Below are 17,304 nucleotides of genomic sequence, written 5' to 3' on the forward strand. Positions count from 1 at the left end.
AGCCCCGCGCCCCTGAGGGGCGCCCTGCAGAACTGCCTGCTTACAAGCCCTGTGGGTAGCTGAAGAAGTGATTCGGGTCGTACTGCTTCTTCAATGTCGTCAGGCGGGTTGCCGCGTCCCCGTAATACGCCTTGCGCCAGTCCGTGAGGGTCGGGTCCGTGTAGTTCTGGTAGGCCGCGCCGGAGGCGTACGGCTTCATGGCGGTGTGGAACCTCGTCAGCCAGGACTGCGCGGCTGCGCCTGCCGTGCCGGCCGGCCAGGAGACGAGGTACTGGGCCAGCATGCGGGAGCGGCGGTGCACGAAGGCCGTCGCCGTGGGGGAGACGCGGTTGACCGCGCCGCCGAGGGCCGTCAGCGCGATGTCGCCGTTGCCGCTGACCGACCGCATCTGCGCGAGCATCGTCTGGATGCCGGCGTCGGAGATCGAGCGGTCGAAGAAGTCGGAGCGGCCGGTGTAGGTCTCCCTGGACAGCGCGCCCTGCGGGTTGCGGCCCGGGGTCGTGCCCGGCAGATGGCACTGGGCGTCCGTGGAGAACGACGAGCAGCCCGCGTAGGCCTCCATCGACTCCTTGTACGTGTGCCGCCTGAGCGAGACGCTCGACGCGTTGCCGCCGACGAGGTGGGCCAGTTTGTCGACCGCGTTCTGGAGTTCGTTGTAGGTGCCCAGGGAGAAGGCGGCGACGGAGACCCTGGGGGTGCCGCCGGGGGTGTTCGAGAGGTGGCAGGACGACCAGATCTCGTCGGGCTGGTCGGGGCCCCACTCCTGCCAGGCCTTGACCACGGCCGCTGCCATCGACGACGGCCAGGTCAGATAGCCCGATACGGCCTGGGGCGCGGGGTGCGTCTTGAACTGCAGCTCGGTGACGACGCCGAAGTTGCCGTTGCCCGCGCCGCGCAGCGCCCAGAACAGGTCCTTGTTCTCGCTCGCGTTGGCGATCAGCTGCTTGCCGTCGGCGGTGATCAGGGTGGCCTGGGTGAGGCTGTCGCAGGTCAGGCCGTAGGCCCGGGAGACCACGCCGTGGCCGCCGCCGAGGGTGAGGCCGGAGACGCCGACCGTGGGGCAGGAGCCGGCGGGTATGGTCACGCCCTTCGCGGCGAGGCCCCGGTAGACGTCGATGAGCTTCGAGCCGGCGCCGACGACCGCGGTGGAACCGCTCGCCCGGATCTTGTTCAGCTTCGACACGTCGACGATCAGCCGGTTGTCGCCGGAGGACCAGCCGGCGTAGGAGTGGCCGCCGTTGCGGATCGCGACCTTGATGCTGTGGGCGCGGGCGTAGGAGAGGACGGAGCGGATGTCGTCGGCGTTCGCGACATAGGCCACCGCGGCCGGCTTCAGGTTGTCGAAGCGGGTGTTGTAGAGCTGGTGGGCCGTCTTCCAGGAGGCGTCACCGGGGCGGACCAGGGTGCCGTCCAGGTCCCGGGCGAGGGCGGCCCAGTTGGCCGCGGCGGCGGGCAGCCTGCCGATGCCGGTGCCGGTGGTCTTGGAGGTGTTGGCGACGGTGGACGTGTCACCACTGCCGATGCCCAGGCTCTTGCCGCTGCACCCGGCCGTGGCCACCGCCGCTATCGCGGCCGCGCCGCCGCCTATGAACGTACGCCGTTCCATTTCGCCTCCTGTGGGGATTCCATGAGGTGAGATACGTCCGGCGCCCCACAAGTTCTCGCGCTCATGTCACGGGTTAGGAACAGACAGATGCCCTGCGGAGTCCGTTCTGGCCTGGCTTCTCGCCCGTCTCGCCGGTCCGCGCCAGCCGCATATGCACCGGCCGAAGCAGAAAGGTCCCTGCTCGATCAGCGTCGTGCGATGTTCCGGATGTACGGGGGGAGCCTCTCGGCCGTCCTGCTGCGCCACCCCGACAACGTTACCGAGGTTCCGTAAAGGGTTCGTATGGCGGCCGTATGTCCTTGTACCCGGCCCGGATACGCGTGACGGGGCCACCCGCCCGCTCGTTAGGCGCTGCGACAGGGGGCCCGTGACGACGTACCGGGGGTACGGCAGCGATGGAGGAGCGGCAGCGCAGGCGAGCCGGTGGGGCGGTCGTCGCGGCGGGGCTCGTGGTCGGGGTCTGTGCCGGGGCCGGTGGGTGCGGCGGTGGCGACAGGGCGGCGACGGCGGACGCGCGTGGTGGCGGGGACGCGGTCGCGGTGGTGCGGCGCGCGGCCGACACCCTTGTCGCGGCGGGGAGTTCACAGGCCCGTACGTCCATGGAGATGGCCACCGGAGGCACCCGCGTGACCATCCGCGGCGCGGGCGGCTACGACTTCCGGCGACAGCTCGGCCGGCTGACAGTGCAGTTGCCGCAGGATCCCGCCGGTGCCAGTGAGCACCGGCCGATCACCGAACTCCTCGCGCCGGGCGCCCTGTTCATGAAGAACCGGGGCGCCGGGGTGCCCGCCGACAAGTGGGTGCGGGTCGACACCGGGACACTGTCCGACGGCAACCTCGTGACCGGCGGGGCCACCGACCCGTACGCCGCCGCCGAGGTGCTGCGCGGGACGACTGCGGCGACGTATCTGGGGAAGACGGAGGTGGCCGGAGCTTCCGTGCGTCACTATCGGGGGGTCGCCGATCTCTCCGTCGCCGCGAGGAGTGCTTCGGCGGGGAACGAGGCCGCTCTGAGGTCGGCGGCGAAAGGGTTCGCCACTTCCCGGGTGCCCTTCGACGTCTACCTCGACGAGCAGGGGCGCGTCCGCAAGGTGCGGCAGCGGTTCAGCTTCGTCAACGGGCAGCGCCGCAGCACCGTGGCGGTCGCCTCGACCACGCTGCTGTACGACTTCGGGGCCTCCGTGGACGTACGGCTTCCGGCGTCGAAGGACATCTACGCCGGGAAGATCGCCGAGAAGTGACCTGAACCGATCGGTGACGAGTCGGTGTGAGAACTAGCCCGTCCGTGCCATGCGCGGTGTGTAGACCGCTCCCTACTCTAGGAAGTCGGTGACGGCAGAGAAGAGGTGACGCACGTGGCTCCGGTCGGCGGTACGGCAGTTCAGGACCACGTGGCACTCGCCGAGATCGAGCTGTGCGGAGACCTGATCATCGCGGCCTCGGCCGCCCAGGACCGGCTCAGCCTGGAGAGCATCGACGAGGTGCTGAAAGTGGCCGAGGAGCGGGACGCCTCCAACAGGGCCTAGGTACGCAGGAGTCGGGCGATCGCCTTCGTCGCCTCTTCGACCTTCGCGTCGATCTCCGCGCCGCCCTTGACCGCGGCGTCGGCGACGCAGTGCCGCAGGTGCTCCTCCAGGAGCTGCAGCGCGAACGACTGCAGGGCCTTCGTGGAGGCGGACACCTGGGTGAGTATGTCGATGCAGTAGACGTCCTCGTCGACCATGCGCTGCAGTCCGCGGATCTGGCCCTCGATCCGGCGCAGCCGCTTGAGGTGCTCGTCCTTCTGCTTGTGGTAACCGTGCGTGACCGGGCCCGGGGCCGCTTCGAGGGCCGGTTCGGAGGGCGCTGCCGTCGCGTCGGCCTCGCTGGTCGTCATCGCGTCCGTCGCGTCCATCACGTCCTCCAGACATATACCCCTAGTGGGTATATCGTAACGAACTTTGCTGGGTATAGGGCCCTTGGTACGCCCCCGTGCGGATCACTGTGCCTGATGGGCGACACTGGGGGACGGCCCATTAGCCGTGGCCGGATGATGCACTTAGCATCAGCCTGACCGAAACCGATGCATCCCGAGGACCCCTTGTGCGCTTTCGTCTGACCCCCAGGGAGACGAGCTTCTACGACATGTTCGCCGCGTCCGCGGACAACATCGTCACGGGCTCGAAACTCCTCATGGAACTGCTCGGGGCGGACACCGCCGGCCGGGCCGAGATCGCAGAGCGTATGCGGGCCGCTGAACATGCCGGTGACGATGCCACGCACGCGATCTTCCACCAGTTGAACTCCTCCTTCATCACGCCCTTCGACCGCGAGGACATCTACAACCTCGCTTCCTGCCTCGACGACATCATGGACTTCATGGAGGAGGCCGTCGACCTGGTCGTCCTCTACAACGTGGAGGAACTGCCCAAGGGCGTCGAGCAGCAGATCGAGGTACTGGCCCGGGCGGCGGAACTCACTGCCGAGGCCATGCCCAACCTGCGCACGATGGACAACCTCACCGAGTACTGGATCGAGGTCAACCGGCTGGAGAACCAGGCCGACCAGATCCACCGCAAGCTGCTGGCCATGCTCTTCAACGGCAAGTACGAGGCCATCGAGGTGCTCAAGCTCAAGCAGATCGTGGATGTGCTGGAGGAGGCGGCGGACGCGTTCGAGCACGTGGCGAACACGGTGGAGACCATCGCCGTCAAGGAGTCCTGACCTCTTCATGGACACCTTCGCTCTGGTCGTGACCATTCTGGTCGCGCTCTTTTTCACGTACACGAACGGTTTTCACGACTCCGCGAACGCGATCGCCACGTCCGTCTCGACGCGGGCGCTGACTCCGCGTGCGGCGCTGGCGATGGCCGCGGTCATGAATCTCGCGGGTGCGTTTCTCGGTTCCGGGGTCGCCAAGACCGTCAGCGAGGGGCTGATCGAGACGCCCGAGGGGTCGAAGGGGATGGGGATCCTCTTCGCCGCGCTGATCGGTGCGATCACCTGGAACCTGGTCACCTGGTACTTCGGGCTGCCGTCCTCGTCCTCGCACGCGTTGTTCGGCGGGATGGTGGGGGCCGCGCTGGCCGGCGGCACCGATGTCATCTGGCACGGGGTCGTCGACAAGGTCATCGTGCCGATGTTCGTGTCGCCGGTCGTCGGGCTCGTCGCCGGTTATCTGGTGATGACGGCCATCATGTGGATCTTCCGCAAGGCCAATCCGCACAAGGCCAAGCGCGGGTTCCGGATCGCGCAGACCGTCTCCGCGGCGGGCATGGCACTCGGGCACGGTCTCCAGGACGCGCAGAAGACCATGGGTGTCGTGGTGATGGCCCTGGTGATCTCCGGGCATTCGACCTACGGCGATCCGATTCCGGTGTGGGTGAAGATCGTCTGCGCGTTGATGCTGTCGCTGGGGACGTACGCGGGTGGGTGGCGGATCATGCGGACGCTGGGGCGGAAGATCATCGAGCTGGATCCGCCGCAGGGATTTGCCGCCGAGACGACGGGTGCGGCGATCATGTTCACCACGGCGTATCTCTTCAAGGCGCCGGTTTCCACTACGCATGTCATCACCTCGGCGATCATGGGTGTGGGGGCGACGAAGCGGGTGAACGCGGTGCGGTGGGGGGTTGCCAAGAACATCGTGCTGGGGTGGTTCATCACGATGCCGGCGGCTGCGGTGGTCGCCGCGTGCTCGTTCTGGGTCGTGAACCTCGCGTTCCTGTAGGGCGCCGTACCAAGGGGCTCCGCCCCCTGGACCCCCGTTTCCCACCCACCCACCCGTTTACGGTCGGTCGAGGGGTGAACGATTCAAGACACGCGAGTCACGTGATCGTTGACTTCTCGACCGACCGAGTCGGGTGGGTGGGTGGGAAAGAAAACAAAACGAACGGGCCCGCCCCCGGGAGCCAGGGGCGGGCCCTTTTCGTCCTCGCGGTGGCACCGCCATGCAGCACCGCGAGGGGTTCTTGAAGAGGAGTGCCCGGGTTTAGCCGAAGCGGCCCGAGATGTAGTCCTCCGTGGCCTGGACCGACGGGTTGGAGAAGATGCGCTCCGTGTCGTCGATCTCGATGAGCTTGCCGGGCTGGCCGACCGCCGCGAGGTTGAAGAAGGCCGTACGGTCCGAGACACGGGCCGCCTGCTGCATGTTGTGCGTCACGATGACGATCGTGAAGCGCTCCTTCAGCTCGCCGATCAGGTCCTCGATCGCGAGGGTGGAGATGGGGTCCAGGGCCGAGCAGGGCTCGTCCATGAGCAGCACCTTCGGTTCCACCGCGATCGCCCGCGCGATGCACAGACGCTGCTGCTGACCACCCGACAGGCCCGAACCGGGCTTGTTCAGGCGGTCCTTGACCTCGTTCCAGAGGTTCGCGCCCTTGAGGGACTTCTCCACGACGTCCGTCAGCTCGCTCTTCTTGTACGAGCCGGCGAGCCGCAGACCCGCCGCCACATTGTCGAAGATCGACATCGTGGGGAAGGGGTTCGGGCGCTGGAAGACCATGCCGATCTCGCGGCGCACGGACACCGGGTCGATGGCGTGGCCGTAGAGGTCCTCGTCGTCCAGGAGCACCTTGCCCTCGACCCGGCCGCCGGGCGTGACCTCGTGCATACGGTTGAGCGTGCGCAGGAAGGTCGACTTGCCGCAGCCGGAGGGGCCGATGAAGGCCGTCACCGTGCGGGGCTCGACCGTCATCGAGATGTCTTCGATTGCCTTGTGGGAGCCGTAGTAGGCGGTGAGCCCACTGACGTCGATTCGCTTGGCCATGACTGCTTCACTTCCAGGGGGTTCAGAACGGTCGCTGAGGAGGTCGCGGTCAGCGACCGGTCTTGGGGGCCTTCCAGCGGGCGATGCCGCGGGCCACCAGGTTGAGGATCATCACGAAGGCGATCAGCGTGAGGGACGCGGCCCAGGCACGGTCGTAGGCCGCACCGGAACCCGCGCTCTGCGCGAACTGCTGGTAGATGTACAGCGGCAGCGACGCCTGCGCCCCGTGGAACGGGTCGTTGTTGATGAACGGGTTGCCGAACACCAGCAGCAGGACGGGCGCGGTCTCACCGGCGATGCGTGCCACCGACAGCATGATGCCCGTGGTGATACCACCGATAGCCGTCGGAAGGACCACCTTCAGGATCGTGCGCCACTTCGGGATGCCCAGGGCGAGGGACGCTTCACGCAGCTCGTTCGGGACGAGCTTCAGCATCTCCTCGGTGGAGCGGACCACGACCGGCATCATCAGGATGGCCAGGGCGCAGGAACCGGCGAAGCCGAAGGGCTGCATGTCCCACATGAGCATGAGGGACAGGATGAACAGACCCGCGACGATCGACGGGATGCCCGTCATGACGTCGACGAAGAACGTGATCGCCTTGGAGAGCTTGCCCTGTCCGTACTCGACGAGGTAGATCGCGGTGAGCACACCGATCGGGGCGCCGATCAGGGTGGCGAGGCCGACCTGCTCCAGGCTGCCGATGATGGCGTGGTAGATACCGCCGCCGGGCTCGGTGTCGCCGACCACACCCATCGAGTGGGTCAGGAAGTAGATGTCGAGGACCTTCACGCCGCGTGCGATCGTCGTCCAGAGCAGGGAGACGAGCGGTACGACGGCGAGGAGGAAGGCGACCCAGACGAGGCTGGTCGCGATGCGGTCCTTGGCCTGGCGGGAGCCCTCGACGCGCGCGGCGATGACGTACGTGCCGACGACGAAGAGGATCGCCGCGATCAGGCCCCACTGGATCTTGCTGTCCAGGCTGCCGAGCAGTCCGATGAGGACGGCCACCACGATGGAGCCGCCGGCGATGGCGTACGGCGACCACTTGGGGAGGGTCGCGCCCTGCAGGGTGCTCACGGGCTTGTCGGCTACGGCTGCGTTGCTCATGCGTTGGCCCCCGAGTACTCCGCACGGCGGGCGATGATGAGCCGGGCCGCACCGTTGACCAGCAAGGTGATGACGAACAGGACGAGACCGGACGCGATCAGCGCGTCACGGCCGAACGGTGTCGCCTCGCTGAACTTGCTGGCGATGTTCTGGGCGAAGGTTCCGCCGCCCGGGTTGAGCAGGCTGGCGTGGATGATGAAGTCCGGGGAGAGCACGGTGGCGACGGCCATCGTCTCGCCGAGCGCGCGGCCGAGGCCGAGCATCGAGGCGGAGATCACGCCGGAGCGGCCGAAGGGGATCACCGCCATGCGGATGACCTCCCAGCGGGTGGCGCCGAGGGCGAGAGCCGCTTCTTCGATCATCTGCGGGGCCTGGCGGAAGACCTCGCGGCTGACGTTGGTGATGATCGGCAGGATCATGATCGCGAGCAGGATGCCGACGGTGAGCATCGAGCGGGGCGCGCCCTCTTCCCAGGAGAAGATCCCGGTCCAGCCGAAGTAGTCGTTCAGCCAGCCGAAGAGGCCGATCATGTGCGGTACGAGGATCAGGGCGCCCCAGAGGCCGTACACGATGGACGGTACGGCGGCCAGCAGGTCGATCACGTAGGAGACCGGGCCGCGGAGCCTGCGCGGGGCGTAGTGCGTGGTGAACAGGGCGATGGCGACCGCGATCGGGACCGCGATGACCATGGCGATGATCGAGGACACCACCGTGCCGAACGCCAGGACGGCGATGCCGAACTTCGGCGGGACCAGGCCGGTGTTCCACTCGAAGGTGGTGAGGAAGTTCGCGTGGTCCTTGCTGATCGCGAGCGAGGCGCGGTAGGTGAGGAAGACCGCGATGGCGGCCATGATCACCAGCAGCAGGATGCCCGACCCGCGGGAGATACCGAGGAAGATCCGGTCACCGGGTCGGGTGGCGCCGCGGGCGGTGCGCTTCCGCTCCGCGGTGGAGGGCTCAGGGGTGGGAGGGGGTGCTTCTTCAGGGTTCTTTGTCGATATATCCATCGGGATTCTCCGGTCTGCGGGTCCACACGTGCGGTGTGCGGTCCGTGGCGGCGGTGCACCGGACGGTGCGGCCGGGCCCCTGGGACGGGACCCGGCCGCACACTCGGACTAGCTGATGCTCGCGATGGTGGTGCGAACCTTGGCGATGATCGCGTCGGGGATCGGCGCGTAGTCGATGCCGGAGAGGACCTTCTGGCCGTCCTCGCTGGCGATGTAGGTGAGGAACGCCTTCGTGGCGGCCAGGGTGTCGGACTTGTTGCCCTTGTCGCAGACGATCTCGTACGTCACCAGGGTGATCGGGTACGCGCCCTCGGCCTTGGTGTTGTAGTCCAGCTGCAGCTTCAGGTCGTTGCCGGTGCCGACGATCTTGGCGGCGGCGATGTCCTTGGTGGCGCTGTCGGTGCTGGGCGCGACCGGGGCCGAGGCGCCGGTGTTGATGCTGACGGGCTTGACGCCGTCCGCGACGTAGGAGAGCTCGAAGTAACCGATGGCGCCGGAGGTCTGCTTGACGCCCGCGGCCACACCCGCGGAGCCGGCCGCCGACTGGCCGCCCTTGGCCTGCCAGGCCTTGCCGCCGGAGTACTTCCAGTTGTCCGGGGTGGTGGCGATCAGGTACTTGGTGAAGTTGTCCGTGGTGCCGGACTCGTCCGAGCGGTGGAACGCCTGGATCTTGAGGTCGGGCAGCGTGGCGGACGGGTTCAGCTTCTTGATCGCCGCGTCGTTCCACTTGGTGATCTTGCTGTCGAAGATCTTGGCGAGCGTCGGGGCGTCCAGGACCAGGTTGTCGACACCCGGGACGTTGTAGCCGAGCGCGATCGGGCCGCCGACCATCGGGAGGTCGATGCCCTGGCCGCCGGAGCAGACCTGCTTGGAGGCGGTGACCTCTTCGGGCTTCAGCGCCGAGTCGGAACCGGCGAACGCCAGCTGACCCTGGTTGAAGGAGGTGACGCCGGCGCCGGAGCCGCCGCCCTTGTAGTTGATCTGGACGCCACAGGTCTGGCTGAACGTCTTGACCCACGCGTCGATCGCGTTCTTCTGCGCGGACGAGCCGTCGGCGAGCAGCTGCTGGCCCTTCTTCGCGTCGCCGCAGATGGCCGAGCTGGCGTTGGTCGTCGACGAGGAGCTGCTGTTCGAGCTGCCGCCGTTGTCGTCCGAGCCGCACGCCGTGAGGGCCAGGGCGCCGGAGACCGCGAGAGCACCGAGGGTGAGGGCCCGCCGGTTCATGCGCTGAAGCTTCACTTGAAAGAATTCCTTCCGAGAGCCGCCGTCCTGAATTCCGGCGGCGTGCGAAGACGTGGGTGACGCGGGTAGCGACCCCCAGGTCGCGGCTCGCATCGCGTAAGGCCGAAATTAGGCAGAACAGGTGAAGGCGCCTATGGGCATAAGTGAACGGAGGGTGAACCCCTGTGGGCGGTGCGGTTAGGTCACGGAACGCTCACGTCGAGGACACGACCCGATTCCGGACTATGCCACGTACGGCGGGCCCGAAAGCGCGTCCACGAGCGGGCGTTCCCTCGGTTGGGCGACGGCCCTGCTGCGGGCGTCTTCTCGCAACGTAACGCGAGGTGAGCGGCGCGGCAGCCCAGGGGACGGGGTCAGCCGGGCGGGTCCTCGTCCGTGCCGACGGCCATCAGCGCGAGGGAGATCAGGTCCCGGTCCCGCTCGTAGGTGAGGCGCTCGTGGGCCTCGGCCGGCCTGAGCCAGACGAGCGCGTCGACCTCGTCGTTGGGCGCGAAGGTCCCGCCGGTCGTCTCCGCCGCCCAGTAGCGGACCTCCTTGGGGCGCCCGTGGTGGTCGGTGTAGCGGGCCGGGGGGAGCCTTGTGCCCAGCCGGCAGGTGTGGCCGGTCTCCTCCAGGACTTCGCGGCGGGCCGCCTCCTCGAACGTCTCGCCGCGCTTGAGCTTGCCCTTGGGCCAGGACCAGTCGTCCCACTTGGGCCGGTGGACCAGCGCCAGTTCGAGGTCCCCGGCGGACCGGTGCCGCCACAGGACGCAGCCGGCCGCCTGCACGATGGTGTCGTTCGTCGAGGAAGTCACTGAAGGCTCACCGTCTCCTCCGCGCGGGTTGGTGCAGGGCGTCAGGCGGTGCCCACCGCCCGTTTCTGCCACGACTGCTGGAAGGCGAAACGGGCCGCCTCCACCTCGTGGCGCTGGTCGGCGTGGAGCACCCCGAGCGCGTACGCGGTCGCCGGGGCGATACGCGGGGTGCGGGCCGCCGAGGCCGCCGCGGCGGCGGCCTCCGAGGCGTCCCGGTGCAGATTCAGGGCCTGGCCGGCCGCGAGCAGGCGTACGTCCAGGGGCGGGTCGTCGCCGTGCAGGACCTCGCCGGCGTAGCGGTGCAGGCGCAGCAGCAGGCGGACCTGGTGCCAGGGGCCGTCCTGGGGGTGCGGGGCCGGGTCGGGGGAGAGGCCGTGGATGAGGGCCTCCGCGTTGTACGGGTGCCCGGCGGTGACCAGGGGCAGCGCGGCGACCGCGTCGTTCAGGCGCTCCCCGGCGGCGGCGGCCAGCGGGCGCAGGTCGGCGGAGGCGGCGGTCGGGGTGAGCGGGACCTCGCTGGCCAGTACGGCGACCTTGTCGGCGACCGCGTGGAAGCGGGAGGAGCCGAGGGCCTGCAGCGCGGTGGAGTGGGCCCGGGTCCGGGCCAGGGTGAGCTGGCGCTCCAGGAGGGCGCCCGCCTTGGCCGCGCCCACGGTGAGGTTGCCGCGCTCGGCGGTGGCGGTGGGGGGCGCGGCCGGGCCGGTGCCGCGGCCGTTCGCGGGTGCGGGCACGCCCCGGCCCGCGCCGGTGACCCGGCCGCCCACGGCCGAGGCCGCCGACTGCGCGGGGAACGCGGCCGAGCCCGAGAGCCGGTGCAGGGCGAGCAGCAGCCGTTCGAGCCGGGCCGCGCACGCGTGCTCCAGCGCCAACGTGCCCGAAAGCCACGCCAGTTCGGGGCGCATCTCCTCGGACCAGTCGGCGTCCAGGAGCGGCCGGAAGGTGTGCAGGCTGCCGCTGATCCGGCGGGCCGAGTGGCGCAGGGCGCGCGCCGCGTCGACGGACTCCTCCGTGCCGTTCTGGCCGCCTCCGGTCTCCCGGTGCAGTCGCAGTGCCCGGAGGAACTCCGTGGCCTGGCCGCGCAGGTAGCCCGCGAGGGCGTCACCTGTCACGGACCTGGCCGTGGGATCCGTCGGGTCAAGGTGTTGCTGTGCCACGCCGGCGCCTCCGGGCGTCTATGAGCATCTCCTGGACGTTGCGCAGGGGTTGGCCTTCCGCGTCGGTCGCGTGCCGGGTCCATTCGCCGTCCGGGCCCAGGTGCCAGGAGGAGGTGGTGTCCGACATACCGGTCTCCAGGAGCCGGCTGATCGTGGCGCGGTGGGCCGGGTCGGTGACCCTGACGAGGGCCTCGATCCGTCGGTCGAGGTTGCGGTGCATCATGTCGGCGCTGCCGATCCACACCTCGGGCTCGCCTCCGTTGCCGAAGACGAAGACACGGGAGTGTTCGAGGAAGCGGCCGAGGATGGACCGTACGCGGATGTTCTCGGACAGGCCGGGGACACCGGGCCGCACCGCGCAGATGCCGCGCACCCACACGTCGACCGGGACGCCCGCCTGGGACGCGCGGTAGAGCGAGTCGATGATCGCCTCGTCCACCATCGAGTTGACCTTGATGCGGATGAACGCGGGGCGTCCGGCACGGTGGTGCTGGACCTCCTTGTTGATCCGGGCGATCAGGCCGTCGCGCAGGGACTTGGGGGCGACCAGCAGCCGGCGGTAGGTCTCGCGGCGCGAGTATCCGGACAGCCGGTTGAAGAGGTCCGAGAGGTCGGCGCCGACCTGGGGGTCCGCGGTCAGCAGGCCGAGGTCCTCGTAGAGGCGGGCCGTCTTCGGGTGGTAGTTGCCGGTGCCGACATGGCTGTAGCGGCGGAGCGTGTCGCCCTCCTGGCGGACCACGAGCGACAGCTTGCAGTGGGTCTTCAGGCCGACCAGGCCGTAGACGACATGGCAGCCCGCCTCCTCCAGCTTGCGCGCCCACTTGATGTTGGCGTGCTCGTCGAAGCGGGCCTTGATCTCGACCAGGACGAGGACCTGCTTGCCGGCCTCGGCGGCCTCTATGAGCGCGTCCACGATCGGGGAGTCGCCCGAGGTGCGGTACAGGGTCTGCTTGATGGCGAGGACGTCGTCGTCGTTGGCCGCCTGCTCCAGGAACCGCTGCACGGAGGTGGAGAAGGAGTCGTACGGGTGGTGCAGCAGCACGTCCCGGTTGCGCAGGGCGCCGAAGATGTCGGGCGCGGACGCGGTCTCGACCTCGGCGAGGTCGCGCTGGGTGCCCGCGATGAACTTGGGGTACTTCAGCTCGGGCCGGTCGAGGGAGCCGATGCGGAACAGGCCGGTGAGGTCGAGCGGGCCGGGCAGCGGGTAGACCTCGGCCTCGCTGATCTTCAGTTCGCGCACCAGCAGGTCGAGCACCTCGCGGTCGATGGACTCCTCGACCTCCAGGCGCACCGGCGGTCCGAAGCGGCGGCGCATGAGTTCCTTCTCCAGGGCCTGGAGCAGGTTCTCGGCGTCGTCCTCCTCGACCTCGAGGTCCTCGTTGCGGGTCAGCCGGAACGCGTGGTGCTCCAGGATCTCCATGCCCGGGAAGAGTTCCTCCAGATGGGCGGCGATGACGTCCTCCAGGGGGACGTACCGGCCCGGCGAGGACTCCAGGAAGCGGGAGAGCAGCGGCGGCACCTTGACGCGCGCGAAGTGGCGGTGGCCGGTGACCGGGTTGCGGACGACGACGGCGAGGTTCAGCGAGAGTCCCGAGATGTACGGGAAGGGGTGCGCGGGGTCGACGGCCAGCGGGGTCAGCACGGGGAAGATCTGGTGCCGGAACAGGGTGAAGAGGCGCGCCTGTTCCTTCTCGGTCAGCTCGTTCCAGCGGACCAGGTGGATGCCCTCCTCCGCCAGCGCGGGGGCGATGTCCTCGTGGTAGCAGGCGGCGTGCCGGGCCATCAGCTCGCGCGAGCGGGCCCAGATCATCTCCAGCACCTCGCGCGGCTGGAGGCCGGACGCGGAGCGGGTGGCGACACCAGTGGCGATACGGCGCTTCAGGCCCGCCACCCGGACCATGAAGAACTCGTCGAGGTTGCTGGCGAAGATCGCGAGGAAGTTCGCCCGCTCCAGAAGAGGGGTGTTCGGGTCCTCGGCGAGCTCCAGGACTCTCTCGTTGAACGCGAGCCAGCTCCGCTCCCGGTCCAGGAAGCGGCCCTGCGGGAGCTGGGGCCCGTCGTACGGCGACTCCTCGTACTCGTCGAGGTCGGCGTCGATGTCGGGTTCCAGATCGGAGACCGCCGCCGACACGGTGTGCGGGCGGTGGGCGGCTATGGAGCCCACGGAGGGCTGCGCGTGCTGGACCTGTGCCTGGGCGTTGGGCTGGCTGCTCATGTGCCCATTGTTCCGCGCCACCGGCGATACGGGCGCGTCGGAGAGCGCCGGAAGGAGGGGGAGAACAGCCCTGTTGCTCCCGTTCACCTCGGGAGGCGGCGAAGGCTCTGGCACGGCGGGCTTCATTCGCCGAGCGTCGCAAGCCCGTCTGAACCAATGGTTACGGCGACATGGCGTGCGGGATATCGCAGGGCGGCTCCCGGACGTCTACGCCACCGAAACGAACGTAACGGATGCCTGGGAGCCACCGGGAGGCGGGATCCGGTCAGGAGGTGCGGCGGCGGAGCAGGGTGAAGGCGGCGGCGGTGGCCAGCGCGGTGACCGCGAGGATCAGGGCGGTCTCGGTGAGCTGGAGGGGCCAGAACTGGGAGGAGGGGTGGTACTCGCTGTAGTAGCCGACGATGTCGTGGGCGGCCGGGCAGGCCTTTCCGGCGCCGGTGCACGGGTCGGGGATGTGGGCGCCGGCCGAGGTGACGGCCCCTTCGCCGCCGTGGACGACGCCGGACGGTGCCGCGTAGCCCTCCTTCAGGTCGCCGACGCCGATCCGCCACGGCACGAGGTGCGGGCCCGCCAGGCCGATGAGGGTGGTCGCGGTCGCGTTGGCCAGCAGGCCGCCGATCAGGCCGCGTACGGCGCGGTGCGCGATCAGGCCCGCGAGGGCGCCGAGGGCGAGGCCGAGCAGCGGGTACGCGACGGCGATCGGCCCGTTGGCCTCGAAGGTGCCGCTGTCGGACCAGTTCCAGCCCTTCGGCACCTGGTGCGCGTCGAAGAGCAGGCGGTGCAGCAGGACGAGCAGGGTGGTGCCCGCGGTGAGCAGTGCGGCCGGGACGGCGAGCTTGGCCAGCAGCCAGCGGGCCGGGCTGACCGACTGGCTCCAGGCGAGCTCCGCGGTGCCGTTCTCCAGTTCGCGGCCGATCAGCATGCTGCCCGCCCAGAGGGCGACGAGGACCGGCAGGAAGGTGATCAGGGCCTCGCAGAACCGGTAGGCGAGGTGGTAGAAGTCGACCGCGTATCCCACGTCACAGAGGTCGACGGTGCACGGCCGCCGCCACGCGGCGGCGGCCGCGTTCCCTCCCGGGCCGTACGCCCACAGGAGCACCGCCGAGACCAAGGCGACGAAGAGCGCCCAGAAGACCAGGGCGGGCCGGTGCAGCCGCACGACGGCACGCCAGGCGCGGGCCGGTCTCGGGCGCGCCGTCGGAGCGGTGGCCAGGGTGGTCATACGGCGGCTCCCTTGATGTTGGTACGGCGGCCGAGCAGCGCGTAGGCGGCCACGAGGGCGAGCGCGGTGAGGACGAGCAGCACGACGGTCGCGCTGAGCTGGACCGGCCAGTAGCGGCGGACGGGCCAGACGGTGTCCCACTCGCGGCCGAAGAAGTAGCGGGCCGTACAAGTGACGGCGGCGGCCACGGAGAGGGCGGGCAGCGCGCGGCCGGTCGCGACTCCGGCGAGAGCACCGACGGCCAGGGCGAGGAGGAGCAGGGCCACGGCCATCGGACCGGCCGGGACGAGGACGCGGTCGTAGGACCAGTCGCTGACCAGGACGTCCTGGTCGGCGGTCCAGACCCAGGCGTAGACCAGGCCCAGCAGGGTGGTGCCGGCGGTCAACGGCAGGGCCGCCGCGCCGAGTTGGGCGGTGAGCCAGCGGGCCGGAGTGAGGGACTGGGTCCAGGCGAAGCGTGCGGCGCCGTTCTCCAGTTCACGGCCGACGAGGGCGGCGCCCGCCCAGGCAGCGACGGCCACCGAGGTGTAACTGAGCACCTCACCAAGGAAGTTCATGACGTTGTTGACGTCGGTGAAGACGAAGTACTGGTCGACGGGGCGGCGCGCGGACGGCGCCCGGAACAGATGCACCCACAGCAGGGCGCCCACGGCGAGCAGCACGAACGCCCCCCACACGATCAGCGCCGGCCGGTGCAGCCGCAGTACGGCGCGCCGTGGTCGGGCGGTGGTGGGGCTCATGGCCAGGGCGGTCATACGGCGGCTGCCTTGCGTGCGGGCGCCGAACCGGTGCGGCGCTTGAGGAGGGAGAAGGAGGCCACGGTGAGGGCGGCCGTGACGGCGAGGATGATCGCGGTCGAGGTCAACTGGAGTGGCCAGTAGTGGGATTGGGGGTGGTAGTCGTTGTAGTAGCCGACCGCGTCGAGCTTTGCGTAGACGGTCTTGCAGTGCCCGTAGGTGGTGCTGCCGCACAGGTGACCGGAGAGGTGCTTGCCGGTGGAGGTGACCAGGCCCTGGTCGACGACGATGCCGGAACCGGCGGGGACGCTGTGTGTGAGGCTGCTGACCTTGCTGACCGAGGGCCACAGGTGGGGTGTCGCGATGGCGACGAGGCTCCACAGGAGGCCGGTGCTCATCAGCGAACCGAACAGCGCGCTGTAGGGCTCGCGCTTGTACAGCCCCCAGAAGACGCCGCTCACCAGCCCGGCCAGGGCCATCGCGGCGGTCGCCGTGCCGTTGGCCGCGTAGGTGCCGAGGTCGTGCCAGCCCTTGACGGTGTCGATGCGGCCCTGTCCGGTCGACCAGGCCCAGTGGTGCAGTCCCGCGAGGAGTCCGGACCCTACGGCGATCAGCACGGCCGGGACGGCGAGCTTGGCGGCGAGCCAGCGGGCCGGGGAGACCGCCTGGGTCCAGGCCAACTGCGCGGTGCCGCTTTCCAGTTCGCGGCTGACCAGCGCGGCGCCGGACCAGGCGGTGACCAGGAACGGGGCGGCGATGACCGCGATGGTCGTGTAGTTGTACCAGTCCTTGTAGCGGCCGATCGCTTTCACGTCGTAGGAGCAGCCGTCCGCCCCGCAGGCGTTGTACTGCTTCCAGGCCTCGGCCGACGCGTCGGTGAGCGGGCCGCCCACCCACAGCAGCAGGCCGCCGACGACGAGCACGAAGGCGATCCAGGCGAGCAGGGCGGGCCGGTGCAGCCGGATCAGCCAGCGCAGCAGATGCGGGGACCGGGCCGGGCGCGAGGTGAGCGCCGGAGATGGGGCGAGGGCGGTCATGCGGCGGTCTCCGGGCTGTCGGGGGTGGGTACCTGCTGGAGGCTGTGGGTGGATCTAACCGCTGTCCTGGCCGGTGAATGGTTAGAAAAGATCCCACACTCCAGAGGGTTCGGGGCCGGGCCCAGGGCCGCCGCCCGTGTGGCGAGGGCGGTCACGCGACGGTCTCCGGGGTCTTGGTGGTGGGGGCCTGGGGGTTGCGGAGGTAGGAGAGGACCAGCTCCTCCAGCGTGGGCGTGCCGGTCTGCCAGTCGGCGGCGAGCGGGGCCAAGGGGCGGATCAGGGCGGTGAGTTGGCGGCCGGTGGTGCGGGACTCGACGACCGTGTGCGCGTCGAGGACGGTGTCGGCGGGCGCGGACACACGCCGGTGCGCGGCCAGCAGCTCGTCGATCTCACCGGCGATCCGGACCTGGCCGCCGTCGACCAGGAGCAGGT

General features: G+C 69.5%; 16 protein-coding genes. 4 read left to right on the top strand and 12 right to left on the bottom strand.

Going from position 1 to position 17,304, the window contains the following annotated elements:
- Nucleotides 1-40: 40 nt before the first annotated feature.
- Nucleotides 41-1,606, bottom strand: a complete 1,566-nt coding sequence (locus tag SSP08S_RS42205) for an FAD-binding oxidoreductase (RefSeq protein ID WP_019073692.1) — start codon at nt 1,604-1,606, stop codon at nt 41-43.
- A 395-nt stretch (nt 1,607-2,001) separates the two neighbouring features.
- Here SSP08S_RS42205 and SSP08S_RS42210 point away from each other — a divergent pair, with 395 nt between their 5' ends.
- Nucleotides 2,002-2,847: an SCO4651 family lipoprotein gene (locus SSP08S_RS42210; RefSeq protein WP_026179305.1), complete on the top strand. Its 846-nt coding sequence runs from the start codon at nt 2,002-2,004 to the stop codon at nt 2,845-2,847.
- Between the two features lie 105 nt (nt 2,848-2,952).
- On the top strand, nt 2,953-3,132 hold the full coding sequence (locus SSP08S_RS42215; protein WP_019073694.1) for a hypothetical protein: 180 nt from the start codon (nt 2,953-2,955) through the stop codon (nt 3,130-3,132).
- Here SSP08S_RS42215 and SSP08S_RS42220 read toward each other — a convergent pair.
- Nucleotides 3,129-3,482: a metal-sensitive transcriptional regulator gene (locus SSP08S_RS42220; RefSeq protein ID WP_026179306.1), complete on the bottom strand. Its 354-nt coding sequence runs from the start codon at nt 3,480-3,482 to the stop codon at nt 3,129-3,131. The two genes, SSP08S_RS42215 and SSP08S_RS42220, sit on opposite strands and share 4 nt — an antisense overlap.
- A gap of 206 nt (nt 3,483-3,688) precedes the next feature.
- Here SSP08S_RS42220 and SSP08S_RS42225 point away from each other — a divergent pair, with 206 nt between their 5' ends.
- Both SSP08S_RS42225 and SSP08S_RS42230 read left to right on the top strand, forming a co-directional pair.
- Nucleotides 3,689-4,309 carry a DUF47 domain-containing protein gene (locus tag SSP08S_RS42225; RefSeq protein WP_026151758.1) on the top strand — a complete coding sequence of 207 codons (621 nt, stop codon included), beginning with the start codon at nt 3,689-3,691 and terminating at the stop codon, nt 4,307-4,309.
- A 7-nt stretch (nt 4,310-4,316) separates the two neighbouring features.
- Nucleotides 4,317-5,315 (top strand): inorganic phosphate transporter, encoded by a 999-nt coding sequence (locus tag SSP08S_RS42230; protein WP_019073696.1) that lies wholly within the window; start codon nt 4,317-4,319, stop codon nt 5,313-5,315.
- 261 nt (nt 5,316-5,576) lie between these two features.
- On the opposite strand, the gene pstB is transcribed toward SSP08S_RS42230, so the two are convergent.
- The 10 genes from pstB to SSP08S_RS42280 all read right to left on the bottom strand — a co-directional run bounded on the left by pstB (nt 5,577) and on the right by SSP08S_RS42280 (nt 16,872).
- On the bottom strand, nt 5,577-6,353 hold the full coding sequence (pstB, locus tag SSP08S_RS42235; RefSeq protein WP_019073697.1) for a phosphate ABC transporter ATP-binding protein PstB: 777 nt from the start codon (nt 6,351-6,353) through the stop codon (nt 5,577-5,579).
- Between the two features lie 49 nt (nt 6,354-6,402).
- Nucleotides 6,403-7,464 (bottom strand): phosphate ABC transporter permease PstA, encoded by a 1,062-nt coding sequence (gene pstA, locus SSP08S_RS42240; RefSeq protein WP_019073698.1) that lies wholly within the window; start codon nt 7,462-7,464, stop codon nt 6,403-6,405.
- Nucleotides 7,461-8,471: a phosphate ABC transporter permease subunit PstC gene (pstC, locus tag SSP08S_RS42245; RefSeq protein ID WP_019073699.1), complete on the bottom strand. Its 1,011-nt coding sequence runs from the start codon at nt 8,469-8,471 to the stop codon at nt 7,461-7,463. Before pstC ends, pstA begins: the two co-directional genes overlap by 4 nt.
- Before the next feature lie 108 nt (nt 8,472-8,579).
- Complete coding sequence (pstS, locus tag SSP08S_RS42250; RefSeq protein WP_019073700.1) at nt 8,580-9,710, bottom strand: phosphate ABC transporter substrate-binding protein PstS; 1,131 nt, start codon at nt 9,708-9,710, stop codon at nt 8,580-8,582.
- A 356-nt stretch (nt 9,711-10,066) separates the two neighbouring features.
- On the bottom strand, nt 10,067-10,507 hold the full coding sequence (locus SSP08S_RS42255) for an NUDIX hydrolase (protein ID WP_019073701.1): 441 nt from the start codon (nt 10,505-10,507) through the stop codon (nt 10,067-10,069).
- Between the two features lie 41 nt (nt 10,508-10,548).
- Entirely contained in the window at nt 10,549-11,661 is a 1,113-nt protein-coding gene (locus SSP08S_RS42260; RefSeq protein ID WP_026179307.1) for a CHAD domain-containing protein, read from the bottom strand.
- Nucleotides 11,642-14,002, bottom strand: coding sequence for an RNA degradosome polyphosphate kinase (locus SSP08S_RS42265; RefSeq protein ID WP_086022060.1), 2,361 nt, complete (start codon nt 14,000-14,002; stop codon nt 11,642-11,644). The genes SSP08S_RS42260 and SSP08S_RS42265 overlap by 20 nt, the downstream gene beginning before the upstream one ends.
- A 139-nt stretch (nt 14,003-14,141) precedes the next feature.
- Nucleotides 14,142-15,098, bottom strand: a complete 957-nt coding sequence (locus SSP08S_RS42270) for an ABC-2 membrane transporter-related protein (protein WP_019073704.1) — start codon at nt 15,096-15,098, stop codon at nt 14,142-14,144.
- Nucleotides 15,095-15,853, bottom strand: a complete 759-nt coding sequence (locus SSP08S_RS42275) for an ABC-2 membrane transporter-related protein (RefSeq protein ID WP_019073705.1) — start codon at nt 15,851-15,853, stop codon at nt 15,095-15,097. The genes SSP08S_RS42270 and SSP08S_RS42275 overlap by 4 nt, the downstream gene beginning before the upstream one ends.
- The gene (locus tag SSP08S_RS42280) at nt 15,850-16,872 is read right to left on the bottom strand and encodes an ABC-2 membrane transporter-related protein (RefSeq protein WP_019073706.1); all 1,023 of its coding nucleotides are present in this window, start codon (nt 16,870-16,872) and stop codon (nt 15,850-15,852) included. The genes SSP08S_RS42275 and SSP08S_RS42280 overlap by 4 nt, the downstream gene beginning before the upstream one ends.
- Nucleotides 16,873-17,304 lie beyond the last annotated feature (432 nt).

The sequence above is a fragment of the Streptomyces hokutonensis genome (genome assembly GCF_000376565.1).
Classification (GTDB): domain Bacteria; phylum Actinomycetota; class Actinomycetes; order Streptomycetales; family Streptomycetaceae; genus Streptomyces; species Streptomyces hokutonensis.

Coding starts and splice junctions, on each gene's coding strand:
- SSP08S_RS42205 (WP_019073692.1), bottom strand. CDS start 1,606: ATGGAACGGCGTACGTTCATAGGCGGCGGCGCGGCCGCGATAGCGGCG.
- SSP08S_RS42210 (WP_026179305.1), top strand. CDS start 2,002: ATGGAGGAGCGGCAGCGCAGGCGAGCCGGTGGGGCGGTCGTCGCGGCG.
- SSP08S_RS42220 (WP_026179306.1), bottom strand. CDS start 3,482: ATGACGACCAGCGAGGCCGACGCGACGGCAGCGCCCTCCGAACCGGCC.
- SSP08S_RS42230 (WP_019073696.1), top strand. CDS start 4,317: ATGGACACCTTCGCTCTGGTCGTGACCATTCTGGTCGCGCTCTTTTTC.
- pstB (WP_019073697.1), bottom strand. CDS start 6,353: ATGGCCAAGCGAATCGACGTCAGTGGGCTCACCGCCTACTACGGCTCC.
- pstA (WP_019073698.1), bottom strand. CDS start 7,464: ATGAGCAACGCAGCCGTAGCCGACAAGCCCGTGAGCACCCTGCAGGGC.
- pstC (WP_019073699.1), bottom strand. CDS start 8,471: ATGGATATATCGACAAAGAACCCTGAAGAAGCACCCCCTCCCACCCCT.
- SSP08S_RS42265 (WP_086022060.1), bottom strand. CDS start 14,002: ATGAAGCCCGCCGTGCCAGAGCCTTCGCCGCCTCCCGAGGTGAACGGG.
- SSP08S_RS42270 (WP_019073704.1), bottom strand. CDS start 15,098: ATGACCACCCTGGCCACCGCTCCGACGGCGCGCCCGAGACCGGCCCGC.
- SSP08S_RS42275 (WP_019073705.1), bottom strand. CDS start 15,853: ATGACCGCCCTGGCCATGAGCCCCACCACCGCCCGACCACGGCGCGCC.
- SSP08S_RS42280 (WP_019073706.1), bottom strand. CDS start 16,872: ATGACCGCCCTCGCCCCATCTCCGGCGCTCACCTCGCGCCCGGCCCGG.